Consider the following 21,295-nt stretch of genomic DNA (forward strand, 5'->3'; position numbering starts at 1 on the left):
ATGTGGAAATTGATCAGTTCCGCTTTTCGAGCGCCTTCTCCAGCGACAGCCAGCGCGGTACGTCGACTTCGGCCAACACCGTCTTTCCTGGCCATGGCTCCCGGTCCCGCGCCTCCCAGCGGGCGGCGAGCGCGTCCACGAGCACATAGCCGCGCCCCGAGTCGTCCAGCACGTCCGGCTGCGGCACGGCACCGGGTGCGGGGGGCCTCGGCGGCCCGTCGTGCGTGTCGCTGACCTCGATGCGGACGCTGCCCGTCACCAGGGAGAGCCGCAGCTCGAAGTCCCTCCCCGGCACCCGGCCATGGGTGACCGCGTTGGCGGCCAGCTCGGCCACGATCACGGCGACGGCGTCGGAGGCGTCCGTGCGGTGCGGGATGCCCCACAGGTGCAGCTGGTTCAGGGCGAGATGCCGGGCCAGTCGTGCACCGCGCGGAGTGGAGCTGAAGCGCTGCACGAACGCACGTACGGTGAGCGGGGGTTGTGGGGCGAGAGGAGCGTCCATGGCCCCAATCTGGCGGCTCGACGGCCCCGTCACCAGGCAGACACCGCGTACGCTCGGCAAGCGTACGCGGCTACCCCCTGGACAGTACTCGTCACAGCTCGTAACGATGTGCGCGGGAGGTGACCATGGCGGTCGACGGCATGAAGAAGGGTGGGGAGCCGGAGTCCTCGGACAGTATGCGGATGTTCGGGGCGGTACTCCAGGCTCTGCGCGAACACTCGGGTTTCACCCGGGCGGAGTTCGCCGATCTGGTGCAGTTCTCCAAGCACACGACGGCATCGGTCGAACAGGGCAGGCGGATGCCGGACCCCGTGCTCGTGGAACGCTCGGAGGCGCTGACCGGGAACACGGGGGCCTTGCGCAGGTCGGCGCCCCATCTGGGACGGCAGCCCGGCCTGGCGGCGTGGTTCGCGCAGTGGGCGCGACTGGAGAAGGAGGCGATCAGCCTCTACAACTACGAGTGCCGGGCGGTTCCGGGGCTGCTGCAGACGAGGGCGTACGCACGAGCCGTGTCCATGAACGTGCCGCCGGTTCCGGCCGAGGACGAACTCAACGACCGGATCGTCGCGCGCCTCGCGCGGCAGGAACTGCTGTCGACCAGGAGGAACCCGCCGTGCGCGTTCAGCTTCATCATCGAGCAGGCCGTCCTGGACCGGCACACCGGCGGTACGGAGGTCACCCGGGAACTGTGCGACCACATCCTCGAAGTGATCGACCGGCACTGGAACGTGGAAGTGCAGATCATGCCGTTGCGGCAGCCCGAACACGCGGGACTGGACGGCCCCATCGCCCTGCTGGAGACCCCGGAGAACCAGTGGTACGGCTACTCGGAGGGCCAGAAGAACGGCCGCCTCATCACCGGCCTCAAAGAGATCAGCGTGCTCCAGCAGCGGTATGCAAAACTGCGCTCGCAGGCTTTGACTCCCGAGTACTCCAGGGGCCTGCTTGAGCAGATGCGAGGAGCGCTATGAGCACGTCCCGACTGGCCTGGTTCAAGAGCAGCTACAGCGGTTCCGAGGGCGACAACTGCATCGAGATCGCCCTCGCGTGGCGCAAGTCCAGTTACAGCAGCGGCAGTCAGGGCGACTGCGTCGAGGTGGCCACCTGCCCCACCACCATCCACGTCCGCGACTCCAAGAACACCCAGGGCCCCCAGCTCGCCCTCACCACCACGGCCTGGACCGACTTCCTCTCCTACGCCACCACCCACACGGCCTGATCTCACCGCGCCCCGCCCGGCAGCGGGGCGCACCCGATTGACCAGATGCGAGGAGCGCCATGAGCACGTCCCGACTGGCCTGGTTCAAGAGCACCTACAGCGGCTCCCAGGGTGACAACTGCGTCGAAGTCGCCCTCGACTGGTACAAGTCCAGCTACAGCGGCTCTGAGGGCGACGACTGCATCGAGGTCGCCCTTGGCTGGCACAAGTCCAGCTACAGCAGCGGCAGCGAGGGCGACTGCGTCGAGGTGGCCGCCTGCCCCGCCACCATCCACGTCCGCGACTCCAAGAACACCCAGGGCCCCCAGCTCGCCCTCACCACCACGGCCTGGACCGACTTCCTCTCCTACGCCACCGGATCGGCAGCCCGGACGTAACGGAGTCATACAAGCTGCAAAGCTGACTTTCTGTTACGCATCCTGGCCGCCCTCCGAACAGCCCACACCACTCCCCGGGCGGGATGCGGATCACAGGCGCAGGGGTATACCGGCCGTGCAGAGATCGTCACGCGCCCCCGCCGACGGCACCGCCGGCGGGCACAGGGCCGCGCCCGCCGCTCCCGGAGGAGACTCCCTTGGTGTTGAGCAGACGTACCTTCAGCACGATCGTCGGCACCGCCGCACTCGGCCTCTCGCTCGCCGCAAGCGGTGAGCCGTGCGCCGCCGCCTCACCACCCATGGGGCCCGCGCCGGGGCCACCGGGTCCGGACGGGCGCGCGCACACCGTCGGCTTCGACCGGTACTCGATGCTGGTAGACGGCGAGCGGGTGGTGCTGTGGTCGGGCGAGATGCACCCGTTCCGGCTGCCGAGCCCGGCGCTGTGGCGGGACGTGCTGCAGAAGATGCGCGCCCACGGCTACAACACCGTCAGCGTCTACGTCTCCTGGAACTACCACTCACCCGCCCCCGGCTCCTACGACTTCACGGGCGTCCGCGACCTGGACCTGTTCCTGCGCACCGCCGCCGAGACGGGCCTGTACGTCATCCTGCGCCCGGGACCGTACATCAACGCCGAGGTCGACGCGGGCGGCTTCCCCGGCTGGCTGACGGCCACCCCGGGCAGGGCGCGCACCGCCGACCCGACCTATCTGGGGCACGTGGACGAGTGGCTGACCGCCGTGAACCGGATCGCGGTGCGGCACCTGTACACGCGCGGCGGCGGCACGGTGCTGCTCTACCAGGTGGAGAACGAGTACGCGGACCATGTCACCGAGGACACGGGCCGCGCCTACATGGCCCATCTGTACCGCAAGGTGCGGGCGGACGGCGTGGACGTGCCCCTGTTCCACAACGACAAGGGCAGGAACGGCCACTGGACGTCCGGCACCTTCGACACCGGGGGCGAGAAGGGCCACTGGCTGTACGCGTTCGACGGCTATCCCTCGCCCTCCGAAACGCCGCCGGACTGGGGGTACTTCGGGCCAGGCGGGCCGAAGGGCGGTTCGACCGCCAGCCCGGACACCCCCGGCTTCCTGGCCGAGTTCGGGGGCGGGTGGTTCGATCCGTGGGGCGGGGCCGAGTTCGACGGGAAGGGGTACGCGCAGTCCCGGCGCACCCGGGACGCGGCGTACGAGCGGCGCTTCTATCTGACCAACCTCGCCAACGGCATCAAGGTCCACAGCGTCTACATGACCTTCGGCGGCACCTCGTGGGGCTGGCTGCCCGCGCCGGTCGTCTACACGTCGTACGACTACGGGGCGGCGATCGACGAGGCGCGGCAGCCGACCGCCAAGCTGCTGCCGATGCGTCAGCTCGGCTACCTGCTGCAGACCTTCCCGGAGCTGGCGAAGCTCGACCGGGCACAGGACGTCGAGGCCGGGCGGGGCGTGAAGGCCTATCACCTGCGCGACGCGGACTCACCCGCGCAGGTGTACATGCTGCGCAACGACACCGGCGGGGACCTGGTGGCGGAGGTGCCGCTGGCGGGCGGGGCCCGGGTGCGGGTGCCGGTGCCCGGGCATGACGCGCGGCTGCTGGTCGCCGGGGTCCGGCTCGGGGCGCGGACGCTGCGCCACTCCTCCGCCCAGCCCATGCTGCGGGCCGGGATCGGGCGGCAGGACGTCGCCGTGTTCACGGGCCGTTCGGGGGAGGCGACCGAGACCGTGCTGGAGTGCGCGACCGAGCCGACCGCGACCGTGCTGGAGGGCCGGGCCACGTGCGCGTACGCGGACGGCGTGCTGCGGGTGTCGGCACGGCTCGGCGGACTCACCCGCGTACGGGTGGAGGGCGGGGGCGCCGCACGCCCCCTGCTGGTGCTGCTCGCCGACGATGAGACGTCCGGGCGCCTGTGGTGGCATCGGACACCGTCCGGGACGGTGCTGGCCCTCGGGCCCGCGCTGGTGCGCGGCGCCGAGGTCGCCGACGCGGCCGTCCGGCTGACCGGTGACACCGTCGAGGCGGCGGACCTGGAGGTGTGGGGGCCGCGCGGGGTGACGGAGGTCAGCTGGAACGGGCGGGCGGTCCCGGCGAGGCCCACCCCGTCCGGCGGCCTGCGGGCCTCCTCCCCGCTGCCGGGGGTCGGCCGGGTCACCCTGCCCGCGCTGACCTCGTGGCGCCGCAGGGCGGAGAATCCGGAGTCGGCGCCCGGCTTCGACGACTCCGCCTGGACGCCCGCGGACCGGACCTCGACGTACAGCACGACGAAGGTGCCGCACGGGGCGCCGGTCCTGCTGGCCGACGACTACGGGTTCCACTACGGGGACGTCTGGTACCGGGGCCGCTTCGCGGGCACGCCGCGCTCGGTGTCCCTCTCCTACGCGACCGGCACCCAGGGCCTGTTGATGCCGTGGCTGGACGGCAGACCGCTGGGCACGCACCGGATGCCGGTGCCGGACCGCGGGACGGTGCGCAAGGGGACGTGGACGGCGACGGCGACGTTCGCGGTGCCGAAGGGCACGGGCGGCGGCCCGCATGTGCTGTCGGTCCTGGTGCGCCGGATGCAGCACGACATGGACGGCAAGGCGAACGACGCGCACAAGGCGGGGCGCGGGCTGGTCTCCGTCTCCTTCGACGGGGCCGCGCCCGAGGTGCGCTGGCGGATCCAGGGCGCGGGCGCGCCCGACCCGGTGCGGGGGCCGCTCAACAACGGCGGCCTGTACGGCGAGCGGCACGGATGGCATCTGCCCGGGTTCGGGGACGGGGAGTGGGCGCCGGTGGCGCTGCCGCGCACGGACCGGGGGCAGGGGGTGGTCTGGTACCGGACCCGGTTCCGGCTGGGGATCGACGCCGGCACGGACGCCTCGCTCGGCCTGACCCTGGCGGACGACCCGGCACGGGCCTACCGGGTCCAGATCTTCGTCAACGGCTGGAACATGGGCCAGTACGTGAACGACGTGGGCCCGCAGCACACGTTCGTCCTACCGAACGGGGTGCTGGCGCCCCGCGGGGAGAACGTGCTGGCCCTGGCGGTCCTCGCGGACGGCACGACACCCGCAGGACCGGGCGAGGTGTCGCTGACGGTGCTGGGCCGGGCGGCGGGGGGTGTGTCGGCGGGGGGCTAGTGCCGCGACGGGGCGAACGTCGCCTGCCGCGGCATGAGGTGTGCTGTCCGGGCGGGGGGCATGCGCGAGGATGGGCCGCATGCCCCCCGCGAAGCGCCCCGCCGGACCCTTCACGCCCCTGGACTTCCAGCTGGTCCTGCTGCGCCGCATGGCCGACCACAACCCGGAGCTGGTGGAGGCCGCACGGCATGAGCTGGGGGTCTCCGTCGCCGGGATGCGCGAGGCCAACCGCCGCTGGCAGGCCATGCTGCACTCCCCGCGCTCCCGGGCCGCCGCCTCCCGCTACCGGTCCGTCCTGGGCGAGCCCGAGTCGGCCGAGCCGCGCCGGATCGGGGACCTGGACTGCCGGGCCCTGCGGTGGCCCGTGCCGCTCTGGCCCGACCTGCGCTTCGAGATCCTGCTCGCGCCCGACGGGGCGGTGTGGAACGAGTGGCTCGTCCGCGCGCCGGGCGCCCCCGCGCCCGCGCTGCGCACCGTGGAGGACCTCACCCCCTGGTCGGCCACGGTGGACGAGGTGGCCCGCGCCTTCGCCCCCGCCCGCCCCCTGGAGGGCACCGCCCCCACCCGCTGGGGCCTGTCCTTCACCGCCCCGGACCGCACCGGCGAACGGCACGCGTGCGCGGCGGAGTTCACCTGGGGTCTGGTGCAGCGGACGGGGGTCAGCGGGCGGCGGCCCTGAGGATCGCGTCGGCCACCAACCGCACCGAGGACGGGTGCAGGAAGAGGAACAGGTTCGGCTCGACCAGCTCCAGCTCCATCACGCACGGCCGGCCGTCCGGGCCGTCCACCAGGTCGACGCGGGCGTAGAGGAGGTCCCGCGCGCCCGGAACGGCCAGCAGGGCCTGTTCGGCCACGGCCGTCTCCGCCGACGTGGGCCGCCACGCCTCCAGGCTCGGGTGGGGCGTCTTCGCCTCGTCGTAGGCCGTGCCGGGTGTGAGGACGGCGCCCTTGCGGCTGGCGTGCGCCAGGCGGCCGTCGACGTACAGCAGCGCCCGCTCCCCGTGGACGTCGATCCCGGTCAGGTACGGCTGCACCATCGCCGTCAGCCCCTCGGCGTGCATCCGCTCGATGTGGCGTACGGCGGCCTCGCGCTCCGCCGGCATGTACCGGGCCGCGTAGCGGGCGCCCGCGCCCGAGGTGGGCTTGACGACGTACTCGTGGCCGGTGGGCAGGTCCACCGGGTCGCCCGGGGCCTGGTAGCGGGTGGGGACGGTGGCGACGCCCGCCGCCGCGAGGTCGCCGAGGTACCGCTTGTCGGTGTTCCAGCGCACGACCTCGGCCGGGTTGGCCAGCCGGGTGGCCCTCCCGCACCGCTCGGCCCAGGCCGTGAACTCCGCCGCCCGCCAGCTGTAGTCCCAGGTCGAGCGGATCACCGCCAGGTCGTACGCCGCCCAGTCGACGTCCGCGTCGTCCCAGTACGCCGCCTCCGCGTCCGCCCCGGCCGCCCTCAACTCGTCCGCGAGCACCGGCAGATCGGCGTCCTGGGCGACGTCCGGACCGGGGCGGCAGGTGACGAGCGCGACGCGGGGGGCGGGGGTGGGGGACACGTGCGGTCTCCTGTCGTGGACACATGTTCGGTGGCTCGTTCGCGGGCAGGGTAACAACGGGGCGTCGCGGGGCGCGCGGGCATTTGTTCCGGCCGCCGCGCCGGTGAGGTCCGTGTCACTCCGCGGGCGGGTTTCGCTCGTCGTGAGGCCGGAGAGGTAGGAACGGTCTTGGCAGCGGACCTCTTCGACGCAAGGAGCAGCCGGGTGTCCTCCCTCTTTCCGGCCCTGTCCGACCCCTCGGCCGGGCCACGGCCCGCGCTGCGCTTCGGCGAGCGGGCCCTGACCTACGGCGAGCTGGCCGCGGCGGCGGGTGCGCTCGCCGAGCGGATCGCCGGGGCCGGCCGGATCGCCCTGTGGGCCACGCCCGGCCTGGAGACCGCCGTCGCGGTGGTCGCCGCGCTGACCGCCGGGGTGCCCGTCGTCCCGCTCAACCCGAGGTCAGGGGAGCGCGAACTCGGGCACGTCCTGCGCGACAGCGCCCCGGCGGCGGTGCTCGCCGCCCCCGGCGACCGGCTTCCCGACGCGGTGGGCGCGCTGGAGCGGCTCGACGTGGACGTGCGGGCCAGGGAGGCGTACGCGCCCGCCGCCGGGGACGACGAGGCCCCCGCCCTCATCGTGTACACCTCCGGGACGACCGGGCCGCCCAAGGGCGCCGTGATCCCCCGCCGGGCCCTGGCCGTCACGCTCGACGCGCTCGCGGAGGCCTGGCGGTGGAGCGGGGACGACGTCCTCGTGCACGGGCTGCCGCTGTTCCATGTGCACGGCCTGGTGCTCGGCACCCTCGGCCCGCTGCGGCGCGGCGGCAGCGTGCGGCACCTGGGCCGCTTCAGCACGGACGGGGTGGCGCGGGAGCTGGGCGCCGGGGCCACCATGCTGTTCGGGGTGCCCACGATGTACCACCGCATCGCCGAGGCCCTGCCCACCGAGCCGGAGTTGGTGAAGGCGCTGGCCGGCGCCCGGCTGCTGGTCTCCGGCTCCGCCGCGCTCCCGGTGCACGACCACGAGCGGATCGCCTCGGCCACCGGCCGCCGGGTCGTCGAGCGGTACGGGATGACCGAGACGCTGATGAACACGAGCGTGCGCGTGGACGGCGAGCCGCGCCCGGGCACGGTCGGCGTGCCGCTGCCCGGGGTGGAGCTGCGGCTGGTGGAGGAGGACGGTACGCCGCTCGCGGCATGGGACGGGGAGACGGTCGGCGAGATCCAGGTGCGCGGCCCGCACCTGTTCACCGGATATCTGAACCGGCCCGACGCCACCGCCGCCGCGTTCACCGGCGACGGCTGGTTCCGCACCGGCGACATGGCGGTGCGGGAGGGCGACGGACAGGTGCGCCTCGTGGGGCGCAAGGCCACCGACCTCATCAAGAGCGGCGGTTACAAGATCGGGGCGGGCGAGATCGAGAACGCGCTGCTCGACCACCCGGGGGTGCGGGAGGCCGCCGTCACCGGGGAGCCCGACGAGGATCTGGGCGAGCGGATCGTCGCCTGGGTGGTGCCCGCCGACCCCGGCGCCCCGCCCGGCCTGGACGAGCTCGCCGGGCATGTGTCCCGCCTGCTCGCCCCGCACAAGCGCCCCCGCGTCGTACGGCATCTCGACGCGCTGCCGCGCAACGACATGGGCAAGGTCATGAAGCGGGTGCTCGGCCAGGACGGGGCCCAGGGCGATGCCTGAGCGCGCCACCGCACGGGAGGCACTCGCCCTCGTCACCGACGACTTCCACGAACTCGCCATCCCCGCAAGGGAGTCCGGGCCCGACGGGCCCCTCGGCTGGACCGGCTACGACGCCTCGCGCGCCCGCGCCGCCGCGCGCACCGGCGAGGACGAGTCGGTTGTGTGCGTGCGCGCGGACGTCGCCGGCACCCCGGCGGTGCTGATCGCGTTCGAGTTCGGCTTCCTCGGCGGCTCGCTCGGCGAGCGCACCGGCGACCGGCTGGTGGCGGCGCACACGTACGCCCGTGAACACCGGCTGCCGGTGGTGTCATTGGTGGCGACGGGCGGCAGCCGGATGCAGGAGGGCATGCTCGCGCTGACGCAACTCCAGCGGGTGGCACGGCAGTCGGCGCTCACCCGGGCCGCCGGGCTGCCCCAGCTGGCGGTGCTGCGCGACCCGACGACCGGTGGCGGCTGGGCCACGCTGGGCGCGGGGGCCGACGTGGTGCTCGCCCTGCCGGGCGTCCAGGTCGGCTTCGCGGGCTCCCGGGTGCGCCCGCCCGACGCGGACCCGGCGGCGTACACGGCCGAGGCACAGGTCGCCGCGGGCACGGTCGACGCGGTGGTGCGGCCCGAGCGGCTGCGCGCGGAACTGGGACTCTGGCTGGCGCTGGCGACGGCGCCCTCGCGCGAACCGGCGCCCGTGCCCGGTGCGCTCGGCCCGACCGAGCCGCCGGCCACCGGCTGGGACGCGGTACGTCGCGCGCGCGATCCGCGGCGCCCCCGCGCCCAGGCCTACCTCGACGCCTACTTCACCCGCCGCACCGTGCTCAGCGGTGACCGCTGCGGCGGCAGGGACGCGGGCATGCTGTGCGGGCTGGGCAGCCACGGCGGCCGAACCATCGCGTACGCGGCCCAGACCGGCACCGCGACCCGCCCCGCGGGATACCGCACGGCCGCCCGGCTGATACGGCTGGCGGACGCCCTCTCCCTGCCCGTGCTGACCCTGGTGGACACCCCGGGCGCCGCCAACGACGCCGAGGCGGAACGGCAGGGCGCGGGCGCCGCCATCGCGGACCTGTTCGGCGCGGTCGCCGCCGCCCGCACACCCCTGACCTCGCTGGTGATCGGCGAGGGCGGCTCCGGCGGGGCGCTCGCGCTGGCCGCGCCCGGCAACACCTGGGCCGCTCCGGACAGCTACTTCTCGGTCATCGCGCCCGAACTGGCCGCCGCCATCCTCAAGCGTCCGCCCGAGCAGGTGCGGGCGACGGCGGACCAGTTGCGTCTGCGACCCCAGGACCTGGTGGAACTGGGGGTCGTGCGGGGCGTCGCGGGCGGGGCCGCGGGCTGAGCCGGCCCACCCCCGCTGGCCCACCCCGACAGGCGCGGCCTGCCTTCTCGGCACACGATGGAGGTGGAAAGGACCGCCTCCCGGCGGCCACCCGCGGTCTGTTCTCGGAAGGTTGCCGCCATGACCGTCAGTCTGGACCAGCTGCGCCGCTGCCACTTCGCCGTCGACCTGGGGGCGGCCCGGACCCGTGTCTACGTCAAGGGTGAGGGGCTGGTCGTGGACCAGCCCAGCGCCGCGGCCGTGAACACCCGGACCGGTGCGCTGATAGCGGTCGGGGAACTCGCCGAGAAGATGACGGGACGGACGCCTTCGTACATTCGGGTGACGCGGCCGGTGTCCGGGGGGACCGTGGTCGACATCGACATGGCCCAGCGGATGCTGCGCCAGCTCCTGGGCGAGAAGCTGCGCAGGCGCCTGCGCCGCAAGCCCCGGCTGCGGGCCGCCGCCTGCACCCCGCACGACGCCGATCCGCTGGCCGAACGCGCCGCCATCGAGACCCTGGTGGGGCTCGGGGCACGGCGGGTGGAGCTGGTCGACACGCTGGTGGCCGCCGCCGTGGGGTGCGGGCTCCCGGTCGAGCAGCCCGAGGCGTCCATGATCATGGTGTGCGGGGCGGCCGCCACCCAGATCGCCGTGCTGTCCCTGGGCAACATCGTGACCGCCGAACGGGTGCCGGTGGGCGGTGAGGCCGTCGACCACGCGATCGTGCAGCATCTGCGGCACGCGCACGCGCTGATGCTGCCGAGCCAGTCCGTGCGGCCGCTGCAGATCGCCCTCTCCGACAACGGGCTCAGTCCGCACGGGCCCGTGTCCACCGAGATCCAGGGCCGGGACGTGGCGACCGGGCTGGCCCGCTCGGTGCGGGTGGACACGGCCGCCGTACGGGACGCCATCCAGACTCCGCTGACGGCCGTGCTCGACGGTATCGGCAAGGTGCTGCGGGACTGCCCGCCGGACCTGGTGGCCGACCTCGCCGACCGCGGGATCATGATGGTGGGCGGCAGCGCGCTGCTGCCCGGCCTGGACCAGATGCTCCGCCAGGCCACCGGCATGCCCGTGCACATCGCCGAGCGGCCCGACATCTGCGCCGTGCAGGGGCTGGGGGAGATGCTGGAGGGGAGGATCCAGCCCCTGGTGCTCAACCCCCTGGCCGCGTAGGCGGCGTGCGGGAAGGCCGGTTCACGCCGCCCGCCGCTGCGGCGCGTCTCGCGTCGCGGACCGCCGCGCGGTTACGGTGAAGGCGCAGCGAAGCGGTCGGCCACGCACCGGGGGACGTGATTGTCGTGTCTCGCACCAGCGTCATCGGCGTCACCGGGCACCGCAGGCTCCCCCAAGCGGTGCTTCCCCTCGTACGCCGCGGCATGACCGCCGAACTGTGCGCGGCCTCGACCTCCGGGGCGCTCAGCTCTCTGGCCGCCGGCGCGGACCAGCTCTTCGCCGGGCTCGCCCTGGACCGCGGCGTCCCGTTGACCGCCGTCATCCCCGGGATGGACTACGAGGCCCATCTGGGCGGCGAGGAGGTCAGGGCGTCGTACCGCAGGCTGCTCACGTCGTGCGCCGCCCGTGTCGACCTGCCGTGGGAGCGCACGCACGAGGACGCCTACGACGCCGCGGGCCGCTGGATCGTGGACCACGCGGACCGGCTGGTGGCCGTCTGGGACGGGCATCCGGCCCGGGGCCGGGGCGGCACCGCCGAGGTGGTGGCCTACGCCCGCCGCACGGGCGTGCCGGTGACGGTGCTGTGGAGCCCCGGCGTCGCCCGGGAGTAGTCGCCCGGGAGTAAGGGCCGACGCCACCAGGGACGCCCGCTCAGGACCCGAAGCGCACCAGCCAGTCGGTGTGCTGGGGGCTCACCAGCCGCTCGGCCTCCGCCACCGCCTCCGCCCACTGCCCCTCGGTGACCGTCGTGCCCATGGCCACCCGCAGTGTCTCCAGGTCCTGTTCGATGAGCGAGTGCGCGTACGTCAGCGGGCGGTGCCTGCGGACCTCCTGCCAGGCGACGGCCGCCGCCGCGCCCGCGCTCAGCAGCCCGGCGAAGTCCCAGTTCCCGAGCACCCCGACGGCCCGGAGCGCGGCGGCCAGCAGCCCGAGGGTCGTCAGCGCGGCCGTGAGGGAGGACCAGCGGACGGAGGCGCGATGGGACTGGGCGGCCCGGTTGCCGTACCAGACCAGTTGTTCGAGCACCCGGTCCCTGAGGTAGATGTCGCGCCGCGCGGCGAACGACTTGGCGCGGACCGCCCGCATGCCGGGGGTGATCTGCCCCGCGCCGCCGGCACCGCCGCTCCCGGCCCCTGCGCCCCCGGCCCCGTCCGCGTCGTCCCGGATGTCCTGCCAGCCGACCTTGCGCAGCTCCCGCAGCCGCTCCTCCAGCCGCTCCGCGAAGACGGCGTCCGGGTTGCCGACCCCGGAGTGGAAGGGCCCGCCGTGCACCATGTACTGCCAGGCGAGCGACTTGAGGGTCTCGGCGGCCGCCCGGTGGGCCTGCCAGTGGGCGCGGGCGCGGCGGCGGGCGGTGTGCAGCCCGATGACGGTGGTCAGGGCGTACAGGGCGGCGGCCACCCAGGACGCGAAGTGGCTGCGCAGGTGCTCGGCCAGCGCCGCCGCGGCCGTGGCGAGCATCAGGAAGGTCAGCTGGGTGCGGACGGCGCGCAGGGTTTCACCCTGCCGGGCCAACGCACGCCGGTCGTTGGCGACGTACAGAGGAGGAAGAACCGTGTCACCCGTGGTCGTGCTCGGTCCCGTGACGGTCACGTCGGCACCTCATGTGGTCGAGGGCCTCCATCGTGCGGCGTCCGGCCGGAGTAGTTCCAGGGCCTGGACGGGACTTCCGAGCGGCCGACCGGAGTCGCCTGGTGTATGTTTCGCTATCAGACCCGACATAGGTCGCGCAACAACCCCTGTTCGGGCCGGGCTGTCTCTCGCGCCACACGTCGAATCACCCTCGCAGCACCCACTGTGTGGCAGCGACCTCTGTGACAGGAGGCCGCCGATCCACCCCCGCGGATTCGACGATTCGACGAACAGACCAGAACGAGGCCGTCATGATCCTTCAGGTTAAGACGAGCGGTATGGCCCCCACCCGTCGGGAGCCCCAGCAGCACACGCCGCTCTCCGCCGCCGCAGCCCGCCCCCAGGACGCCGGCAGCCCGGCGCGCGCGCAGGCCCCCGCCAAGGCCACCTTCAACTCCTCGATCTGAGTACGCGCACCGCACGCGTATTCCAGAGCCCCGACCCGCGTCCCCGGCCCCGCGCACCACGCGACCCGGGCGCGCACCGAAGTGCTGGGCCTTTCGGATCCGTCAAACTCGCCCCACCAACTGGTGAGTTGCCTCGGCCCAGCCCTTTGGACCGACTACCGTGTCAGCGGTGACGACCGCGCCCGCGCTACAGCAACTGGTCCTCAAGGTGCACTCGCGTTGCGACCTGGCATGCGACCACTGCTATGTCTACGAGCACGCCGACCAGAGCTGGAGCCGACGGCCCAGGGTCATCTCCCCGGACACCGTGCAGCAGGTCGCCCACCGGTTGGCGGCCTACGCGAGAGAGCGCGAGCTGCCCAACGTCTCGGTGATCCTCCACGGCGGCGAACCCCTCCTCGCCGGCCCCACCCGGCTGCGCGCCGTCTGCGAGACGCTCACCACCGCGCTCACCCCCGTGACCGCACTCGATCTGCGGATCCACACCAACGGCCTGCAGCTCGGACCGCGCCATCTCGACGTGTTCCGCCAGTTCGGCGTCAAGGTCGGGATCAGCCTGGACGGCGACCGCGCGGCGAACGACCGCCACCGCCTGGACCGCGCGGGCCGCAGCAGCTACGACCGGGTCCTGCGGGCTGTGGACCTGCTGCGCGCGCCCCGCGACCGCCATCTGTTCGCCGGGCTGCTGTGCACCGTGGACGTGGCGAACGACCCGGTCGCCGTGCACGACGCGCTGGCCGCCCTCGACCCGCCGCGCATCGACTACCTGCTGCCCCACTCCACCTGGGACAACCCGCCGCCCAGGCCCGAGGGCTCGCGGGTGCCCTACGCCGACTGGCTGCTTGCGGTGTACGACCGCTGGGCGGAGCGGGGCCGGGGCATGCCGGTGCGGATCTTCGAGTCGGTGCACAGCACCCTGAGCGGCGGCCCCAGCCTGACGGAGGCGCTCGGGCTCGCGCCGTCCGACCTGGCGGTGGTGGAGACCGACGGCACCTTCGAGCAGGCCGACTCCCTCAAGACCGCGTTCGAGGGCGCCGCCGAGACCGGCTACGACGTCTTCCGGCACGGCTTCGCGGAGCTCGCCGCGCACCCGGGGGTACGGGCCCGGCAGCTCGGCATCGACGGGGTCAGCGCGACCTGCCGGACCTGCCCGGTCGTGGAGTCCTGCGGGGGCGGGCTCTACGCCCACCGCTACAGCGGCACGCGCGGGTTCGACAACCCGAGCGTGTTCTGCGCGGACCTGCGGGCCTTCGTCGAGGGCGTGGCCGAGCGTCGCGGCGGGGCGCCCGGGTCCCGGCCGCGTGCGGAACCGCGGCCTGGCGAGGAATCCCACGACGGGTCCCGTGACGGCTCCCATGGCGGATCCGGTGACGGATCTGGTGACGGGGCGGGGGACGGGTCGGGTGACGAACGCCGGTATTCCCAGGTCGAGTTGGCGCGGCGTCTGGTCGCCGCCCAGTTCCACCGGCTGGTCGCGCGGCCCGGCGGCAAGGACGCGTGGCGCCTGCTGGAGGAGCTGGACGCCGACCCGGGGGCCCGGCCGGCCGTCAACACGGTCCTCGGACACCCGTATCTGCTGCCCGTGCTCAGCAGCCTCGGGCTGGTCGACGGCGGGGGCGCCCTGTTCATGGCACTCGTGGCCGCCTGCGCCGTACGGGCGGGGAAGGCCGCGAGCCTGGCCTGGGACCACCCCTCTCCCGACCTCCACCTCCCCACCCTGGGCACCGTCACCCTGCCCGCCCCCGGGCCCGTGGACCTCACGGTCGGCGAGGACGGCTTCCAGATCCGCAGCGGTCCCGACACGGCGCCCGGATCCTGGCGCCCGCTGGCGTACGTCGAGACCGCCGAGGGCACCCCGCCCGTCCTCGTGGACGACGCCGACCCGCTGCGCCGCGACTCCTACCCGATGCCCCTGCCCGCCCCGCTGCCGGCGGACGCGCTGGACGCCTTCCGCACCCGCCTGCGCTCCGCGTACGCCCTGCTGGACGCCCGCACCCCCGACTGGCGCGAGGGCCCCGACACTCTGGACGTCACCACCGTCACTCCCCTGCCGCCGGGCGCGGGACTGCGTGTGGGCAGCCACGGGCACGGGGCGCTGGGGCTGGCCCTGGACTTCTCGGCGCGGGAGTTCGCCCGCGAACTGCCGCGCCTGGGAGGGTCGGTGCTCCCGGTGGACACGGCAGCGCATGGCTGACGCCCGCGCGCTCGGCGACGCCCTCGCCGCCCTGGGCGTCCGCCGGGGCGGCACGCTGCTGGCCCACTCCTCCCTGAGCGGCAGCGGCCTGCGCGCGGCCGACGTGCGTGACGCGCTCCTCGGGGCGCTCGGCCCGGACGGCACCCTCGTGGTGCCCGCCTTCACGCCCGAGAACTCGACCACCTCCACCGCCCACCTGGAGCGCGTCGCGGGCCTGACGGAGCGCGAAGCGGCCGCGTTCCGCGCCGCGATGCCGCCCTTCGACCCGGCCACCACCCCCTGCCCGTCGATGGGGGTCCTCGCCGAGCGGGTCCGCACCACGCCGGGCGCGGTGCGCAGCGGGCACCCCCAGACCTCCTTCGCGGCGCTCGGCCCGCGCGCCGCCGAGCTGATGGACGGCCACCACCCCCACTGCCATCTCGGCGAACGCTCACCGCTGGCCCGGCTGTACGAGGCGGACGCCCAGGTGCTGCTGCTGCGCGTGGGGTTCGCGGCGTGCAGCGCCTTCCATCTGGCCGAGTACCGCGGCGATCCGCCCCCGCCCCGACGGGCGTACCACTGCGTCGTGGGCACCGCGGGGAACTGGGTCACCTACGAGGATCTCGCCCTGGACGACGGCGACTTCGCCGAGATCGGCGCGGCGTTGCCGCCCGAGCGGCTCGCCACCGCCGAACTGGCCGGCCGGCCCGTGACCCTGGTGGGCCTCAGGGACGCCGTCGACCACGCGCGCGACGCGATGACCGGAATCCGACGATGAATGGCCCGAAAGACGCACCGTGTTACGGCGGGTCGTCGGGCACATTTGATTACTCCCGGCGGGGCGGTGCGCGCACTTCCCGCCGGACGGGTGACGTGCCACGGGTGTGCGTACCGGTCGTCGGGCGGGGGGTCGTGTGGATTACCCAGGACGTGGCTGGCTGTCCGACACCAGGCCCTACTTCTTCCTGAGTTACGCGCACACACCGACCTGGGGCTCGACCCGCGGCGACCCCGACCACTGGGTGTACGTGCTGTACAAGGACCTGTGCGACAACATCATGCACCTCACCGACCTGCCCGCCGGCGCGTCCGCGGGCTTCATGGACCGGGAGATGCACTCGGGCGACGGCTGGCCCGAGACGCTCGCCGAACACCTCGCGATCTGCCGGGTGTTCGTGCCGCTGTTCTCGCCCCGCTACTTCACCAGCGAGATGTGCGGGCGCGAGTGGTTCGCCTTCAACGAGCGGATACTCCGCGCCCGGGCGGCCGGGGCGGGCAGCCTGCCCGCCATCGTCCCGGCGCTGTGGGCGCATGTCGACTACGACCAGCTCCCCGAGTCCGTGCGCCACATCCACGTGGACCACGCCGCGTTCGGGCGGCGCTACGCGGACGAGGGCATCTTCAGCCTGATCAAGCTGAACCGGCTGCGCGACGAGTACGAGGAGACGGTGATGCAGCTGGCCCGGCGCATCGTCCAGGTCGCCCACGACTCACCGCTGCCCCCGAGCCAGCCGCGCCGCTACGAGAACACGCCCAGCGCGTTCAAGCCGCGCGGCCAGAGCACACGCAGCATCCATCTCACCGTCGCCGCGCCCACCCGCCACTCCCTGCCCGAGCACCGCGACCCGCGCCCCTACGGCGAGCACCCGCACGACTGGAACCCCTACCCGCAGGAGGCGGCCCGTTCCCTGCCGTCCCTCGCCGAGGAGTTGATCCGCTCCCTGGACTACCGGGTCACCGTCGCCTCCTTCGACGACGAGGACACCGGGCCCGAACCGCTCGCCGGGCCGGAGGACGACAAGCCGCCGGGACGGCCCGGCATCCTGCTGATCGACCCGTGGGCGCTCGGCGACGAGGAACGCTGCCGCAGGCTCTCGGTGTTCGACACCAACACCCGTCCCTGGATCAACGCCATCGTCCCCTGGGACCGCAGCGACGGGCAGTCGCAGAGCGAGGAGGGCAAGCGGCTCACGGCGAAGCTGGAGCGGACGCTGCCGCTCACCCTGGACCGCGGGCGCCGCACCGACTGCCGTATCGCCGTCAACGGCGTGCCCACGCTCACCGCGTTCACCGACGTGCTGCCGAAGGTCGTGGCGCACGCCACCAAGCAGTTCTTCAAGCACGCCACACCGCACCCGGTACCCGGACCGCACGTCCCGCGGCCGCGCCTGACGGGTCCGACGCCCTCGACCCACCCGCCCGCGCGGGACACCACGATGGAGGAGAAGCATGACGGCGGCTCCTGACGGACGCATCATCACCTTCTACTCGTACAAGGGCGGCACCGGGCGCACCATGGCCCTGGCGAACACGGCGTGGATCCTCGCCGCGAACGGCAAACGCGTCCTCGCCGTGGACTGGGACCTGGAGGCACCCGGCCTGCACCGGTTCTTCCACCCGTTCCTGGACACGGACGTCCTGGCCTCCACCACCGGTGTCATCGACATCATCACCGAGTTCCACTGGGCCGCCACCACCGGCGCTCCGCGCACCGGCGACTGGCACCGCGCCTACGCGCGCGTCCAGCGGCACGCCGTGTCCCTGCACCCCGAACGGCTCGGCTGGATCTTCCCCGACGGCGGGGGCCTGGACTTCCTGTCCGCCGGACGCCAGGACCGGGCGTACTCGGCGACCGTGTCCTCCTTCGAGTGGGACAACTTCTACGAACGCCTGGGCGGCGGCCAGTTCCTGGACGCGCTGCGCGACGACATGAAGGCGAACTACGACTACGTCCTCATCGACAGCCGCACCGGCCTGTCCGACAGCGCCGACATCTGCACCATGCAGATGCCCGACGTGCTGGTGGACTGCTTCACCCTCAGCGACCAGTCGATGGAGGGTGCCGCCGCCGTGGCGCGCAGCGTGGAGGAGGGCTACCACCCGCACGACATCCGGGTGCTGCCCGTCCCCATGCGGATCGACGAGGGCGAGAAGGAGAAGGTCGACGCGGGGCGGGCGCTGGCCCGCCTCAAGTTCGACGGGCTGCCCAAGGACCTCGCCGGCGAGGAGCTGACCCGGTACTGGGGCGCCGTGGAGATCCCCTACCGCCCCTACTACGCGTACGAGGAGACCCTGGCCACCGTCAGCGACGAGAAGGGCCTGGCCAACTCCCTCCTGTCCGCGTTCGAGCGGCTCACCGCCGTGGTGTCCGACGGTGAGATCACCCAGCTGCCGACCGTCCCCGAGTCGGTGCGACTGCGCTGCAAGGACGCCTACGTACGGCGGCGGCCGATGGCGAAGGTGGCCGAGGTGGTCATCGTGTACGTGGCGGAGAACCGCATGTGGGCCGAGTGGATGGAGTCGGTCCTGATCCGCTCCGGGTGCAGCGTCCTGCTGCGCGACGTGTCCACCGCGCCGATGGAGCGGCCCGGGCCCGGCAGCCGGGTCCTGGTCCTGCTGTCCACACCGTTCCTCAACTCGCGGCACGCCCAGGACACCTGGCGGGCCCTCGCGGACACCTCGGCGGGCGGGGCGGCCGTCCCGTTCGCGCCGCTGCGCGTCGACGACGCCCGGCTGCACTCCTCCCACCTGGAGCACAACCCGGTCGACCTGCACCGCCTGGACGAGGCGCACTGCGTCGCCGGCGTGCTGCGCGCCCTCGAACTGCCCGCCCAGCCGCTCGACCCCGGTGCCGGCGCCCCGCGCTTCCCGGGCAGCGTGCCGCGGATCTGGAACGCGCCGCAGCGCAACGTCACCTTCACCGGCCGCAGCCTGGTCCTGGAGCGGCTGCGCGACCAGCTCGGCGGCGGCAGCATGTCCGTCGTCCTGCCGCTGCCCCAGTCCCAGGCCCTGTTCGGGCTCGGCGGCGTGGGCAAGACACAGCTGGCCAACGAGTACGTGCACCGCTTCATGGCCGACTACGACCTGGTGTGGTGGATCTCGGCCGAGCACGCCGACAACGTGGTGGCCTCGCTGGCCGAACTCGCCACCCGGCTCGGCGCGCCCGTCGGCGACGACATCTCCCAGGCCTGCCAGGAGGCCCTCCAGCGGCTGGGGCGGGGCACGCCGGGCCGCTGGATCCTCGTCTTCGACAACGCGGACGACCCCGAGGAGCTCAAGGCGTACTTCCCCCGGGGCGGCGGCGGCCACATCCTGATCACCTCCCGCAACCAGGCCTGGGCCCAGCAGGGGCCCTCGCTGCCCATCGACGTGTTCCTGCGCGAGGAGAGCGTCGAGCACCTGATGCGCCGCGCGGGCAGCCTGAGCGCCGCGGACGCCGACCGGGTGGCGACCGCCGTGGGCGACCTGCCGCTCGCCGTCGCCCAGGCCGCGGCCTGGCTCGCCGAGACCGCGATGCCCATCGACGACTACCTGGAGCAGCTCGACCGCCAGACCGCCGACGTCCTCGCCCTCAACCAGCCCGCCGACTACCCGCAGCCCGTCGCCGCGACCTGGAACATCTCCATCGCGCGCCTGCGGGAGCGCTCGCCCGCCTCGGTACGGCTGCTGGAGCTGTGCGCGTTCATGGCCGCCGAACCGATCGCGGCGCAACTGCTGTACAGCAAGGAGATGATCGACGCGCTCAAGCCGTACGACCCCGCCCTGCAGGAGAAGCTCGTCCTCGGGCGGGTCATCCGGGAGATCGGCCGGTTCGCCCTCGCCAAGATCGATTCGATGGGCACCAGCATCCAGGTGCACCGGCTGGTGCAGGCCGTCATCCGCTCCCAGCTCTCGCCGCAGCAGCAGGAGGAGACCCGCCGGGTCGTGCACACCGTCCTCGCCGGCGCCCGCCCCGACGAGGACGAACCCATCGACGACCCGGCGACCTGGTCCCGGTTCGACCTGATCTGGCCCCACCTGGACGCCTCGGACGCCCGCGGCAGCATGGAGCCCGAGACCCGGCGGCTGATGATCGACCGGGTGCGCTACCGCTGGAAGCGCGGTGACTTCGCGCGCGCCATGCAGCTCGCGGAGGAACTCCTCTCCGACTGGAAGGACCTGCTGGGCGAGGACGACGTGCAGTATCTGTACCTGCGCTGCCAGCTCGCCAACATCCAGCGCTCGCAGGGGCGTTACATCGAGGCGCGGGAGATCGACGAGGAACTCCTGGCCCGGCAGCGGTCGGTGCTCGGCGCCGACCACCCGCACACCTACGTCACCACCTCCAGCCTCTCCAGCGACCTGGCCGCGCTCGGCGACTACCGCAACGCGGTGGAGCTGGCCCGCGAGGCGCACGAGGGCTTCAGCCAGATCTTCCACGAGTCCCATCCGCGCACCCTGAACGCCGCCAACAACCTCGCCCTCGCCCTGCGCATGGTCGGCCGCTACGGCGAGGCCCGCGCCCTGGACCAGGACGTCCTGGACCGCCGCATGGAGGTGCTGGGCCCGGACCACATCTACACGCTGTCCTCCGCCGCCTCCCTCGGCCGGGACCTGCGCGAGGTGGGCCGCTACGACGAGTCGGTGTCGCTGCTGTCCCGGACCTACGAGGCGCACAAGCGGATCCTCGGCAAGAGCTTCCCCGGCACGCTGTCCTGCGCCAAGTCCCTCGCGGTGTCCCTGCGCCGGGCGGGCCAGTTCGAGGACGCGCGCCGGCTGACGACGGCCACCCGCGCCCAGTACCGCGCCCAGTACGAGGCCCCGAACCCCGACACGCTGGCCTGCGACCTCAACATGGCGGCCGACCTGTACGCCGCCGACGAGCGGGAGGCGGCCCGCGAGGTGGCCCTGGAGGCGCTGTCGGCGTACATGAAGGTGCCGGGCGAGGCCCACCCCTACACCCAGGCCGCGTTGAACAACCTCGGCATCTTCCACTGGGGCTGCGGCGACACCGAGGAGGCCGAGGCCGTGTTCCTCCAGGTGCTGCCGCGCATGCGGGAGGTGCTCGGCGAGCAGCACCCGCACACGCTGTTCACGGGCGTCAACTACGCCAACACGCTCGCCGAGACGGGCCGGCTGGAGGAGGCGCGGGAGCTGGAGGACCAGGCCGCCGCCGCGCTGCGCACGGTGCTCGGCCCGCACCACCCGGAGACGCTCGCCGTGGTCACCAACCTGGCGCTGACGCTCATCGCGCTCGGCCGGGAGGAGGAGGGGCGGACCCTGCACGACGAGGCGGTGACCGAACTGCGGCTGCTGCTCGGCGACGACAACGGCATCACCCGGCTGGCCAGCCAGGACCGCAGGGTGTACCGGGACCTGGAGCCGCTGGCGGTGTGAG

General features: G+C 73.5%; 17 protein-coding genes. 14 read left to right on the plus strand and 3 right to left on the minus strand.

The genetic code is table 11. The features are described from left to right. Positions 1–13: 13 nt before the first annotated feature. Complete coding sequence (locus AB0C59_RS07550) at positions 14–502, minus strand: ATP-binding protein (protein ID WP_363001629.1); 489 nt, start codon at positions 500–502, stop codon at positions 14–16. A 125-nt stretch (positions 503–627) separates the two neighbouring features. Here AB0C59_RS07550 and AB0C59_RS07555 point away from each other — a divergent pair, with 125 nt between their 5' ends. The 5 genes from AB0C59_RS07555 to AB0C59_RS07575 all read left to right on the plus strand — a co-directional run bounded on the left by AB0C59_RS07555 (position 628) and on the right by AB0C59_RS07575 (position 5,899). Further along, positions 628–1,473 carry a helix-turn-helix transcriptional regulator gene (locus tag AB0C59_RS07555; protein ID WP_363001631.1) on the plus strand — a complete coding sequence of 282 codons (846 nt, stop codon included), beginning with the start codon at positions 628–630 and terminating at the stop codon, positions 1,471–1,473. Next, positions 1,470–1,721, plus strand: a complete 252-nt coding sequence (locus tag AB0C59_RS07560) for a DUF397 domain-containing protein (RefSeq protein WP_363001633.1) — start codon at positions 1,470–1,472, stop codon at positions 1,719–1,721. Before AB0C59_RS07555 ends, AB0C59_RS07560 begins: the two co-directional genes overlap by 4 nt. Positions 1,722–1,780: 59 nt before the next feature. Further along, positions 1,781–2,098, plus strand: coding sequence for a DUF397 domain-containing protein (locus tag AB0C59_RS07565; RefSeq protein ID WP_363001635.1), 318 nt, complete (start codon positions 1,781–1,783; stop codon positions 2,096–2,098). A 197-nt stretch (positions 2,099–2,295) separates the two neighbouring features. After that, complete coding sequence (locus tag AB0C59_RS07570; RefSeq protein WP_363001637.1) at positions 2,296–5,220, plus strand: beta-galactosidase; 2,925 nt, start codon at positions 2,296–2,298, stop codon at positions 5,218–5,220. Positions 5,221–5,290: 70 nt separating this feature from the next. Next, complete coding sequence (locus AB0C59_RS07575) at positions 5,291–5,899, plus strand: hypothetical protein (RefSeq protein WP_363001639.1); 609 nt, start codon at positions 5,291–5,293, stop codon at positions 5,897–5,899. Here AB0C59_RS07575 and AB0C59_RS07580 read toward each other — a convergent pair. Beyond that, positions 5,880–6,767, minus strand: coding sequence for a hypothetical protein (locus tag AB0C59_RS07580; protein ID WP_363001641.1), 888 nt, complete (start codon positions 6,765–6,767; stop codon positions 5,880–5,882). The genes AB0C59_RS07575 and AB0C59_RS07580 overlap by 20 nt on opposite strands. Positions 6,768–6,971: 204 nt before the next feature. Between AB0C59_RS07580 and AB0C59_RS07585 the strand changes: the two genes are divergently transcribed. From AB0C59_RS07585 to AB0C59_RS07600, 4 genes are all read left to right on the plus strand, one after another. Then, a complete protein-coding gene (locus tag AB0C59_RS07585) occupies positions 6,972–8,438 on the plus strand; it encodes an acyl-CoA synthetase (protein WP_363001643.1) in 1,467 nt (488 codons plus the stop codon). Next, on the plus strand, positions 8,431–9,768 hold the full coding sequence (locus AB0C59_RS07590) for a carboxyl transferase domain-containing protein (RefSeq protein ID WP_363001645.1): 1,338 nt from the start codon (positions 8,431–8,433) through the stop codon (positions 9,766–9,768). Before AB0C59_RS07585 ends, AB0C59_RS07590 begins: the two co-directional genes overlap by 8 nt. A 120-nt stretch (positions 9,769–9,888) precedes the next feature. Further along, complete coding sequence (locus AB0C59_RS07595) at positions 9,889–10,926, plus strand: rod shape-determining protein (protein ID WP_363001647.1); 1,038 nt, start codon at positions 9,889–9,891, stop codon at positions 10,924–10,926. A 125-nt stretch (positions 10,927–11,051) separates the two neighbouring features. Beyond that, positions 11,052–11,537, plus strand: coding sequence for a hypothetical protein (locus tag AB0C59_RS07600; RefSeq protein ID WP_363001649.1), 486 nt, complete (start codon positions 11,052–11,054; stop codon positions 11,535–11,537). Between the two features lie 40 nt (positions 11,538–11,577). Here AB0C59_RS07600 and AB0C59_RS07605 read toward each other — a convergent pair whose 3' ends face one another. Further along, entirely contained in the window at positions 11,578–12,519 is a 942-nt protein-coding gene (locus AB0C59_RS07605; protein ID WP_363001651.1) for a DUF4231 domain-containing protein, read from the minus strand. Between the two features lie 290 nt (positions 12,520–12,809). Here AB0C59_RS07605 and AB0C59_RS07610 point away from each other — a divergent pair, with 290 nt between their 5' ends. The 5 genes from AB0C59_RS07610 (at position 12,810) to fxsT (ending at position 21,294) form a co-directional block, all read left to right on the plus strand. Continuing rightward, positions 12,810–12,965, plus strand: a complete 156-nt coding sequence (locus tag AB0C59_RS07610; RefSeq protein WP_363001653.1) for a hypothetical protein — start codon at positions 12,810–12,812, stop codon at positions 12,963–12,965. A gap of 169 nt (positions 12,966–13,134) precedes the next feature. Next, positions 13,135–15,159, plus strand: coding sequence for an FxsB family cyclophane-forming radical SAM/SPASM peptide maturase (locus AB0C59_RS07615; protein WP_363001655.1), 2,025 nt, complete (start codon positions 13,135–13,137; stop codon positions 15,157–15,159). Further along, complete coding sequence (locus AB0C59_RS07620; RefSeq protein ID WP_363001657.1) at positions 15,152–15,916, plus strand: AAC(3) family N-acetyltransferase; 765 nt, start codon at positions 15,152–15,154, stop codon at positions 15,914–15,916. Before AB0C59_RS07615 ends, AB0C59_RS07620 begins: the two co-directional genes overlap by 8 nt. Before the next feature lie 136 nt (positions 15,917–16,052). Then, positions 16,053–17,384 carry a TIR-like protein FxsC gene (locus AB0C59_RS07625; protein WP_363001659.1) on the plus strand — a complete coding sequence of 444 codons (1,332 nt, stop codon included), beginning with the start codon at positions 16,053–16,055 and terminating at the stop codon, positions 17,382–17,384. Further along, on the plus strand, positions 17,368–21,294 hold the full coding sequence (gene fxsT / locus AB0C59_RS07630) for an FxSxx-COOH system tetratricopeptide repeat protein (protein ID WP_363001661.1): 3,927 nt from the start codon (positions 17,368–17,370) through the stop codon (positions 21,292–21,294). The genes AB0C59_RS07625 and fxsT overlap by 17 nt, the downstream gene beginning before the upstream one ends. Position 21,295: the final 1 nt, after the last annotated feature.

It is taken from the genome of Streptomyces sp. NPDC048664 (assembly GCF_040650555.1).
Lineage (GTDB): Bacteria > Actinomycetota > Actinomycetes > Streptomycetales > Streptomycetaceae > Streptomyces.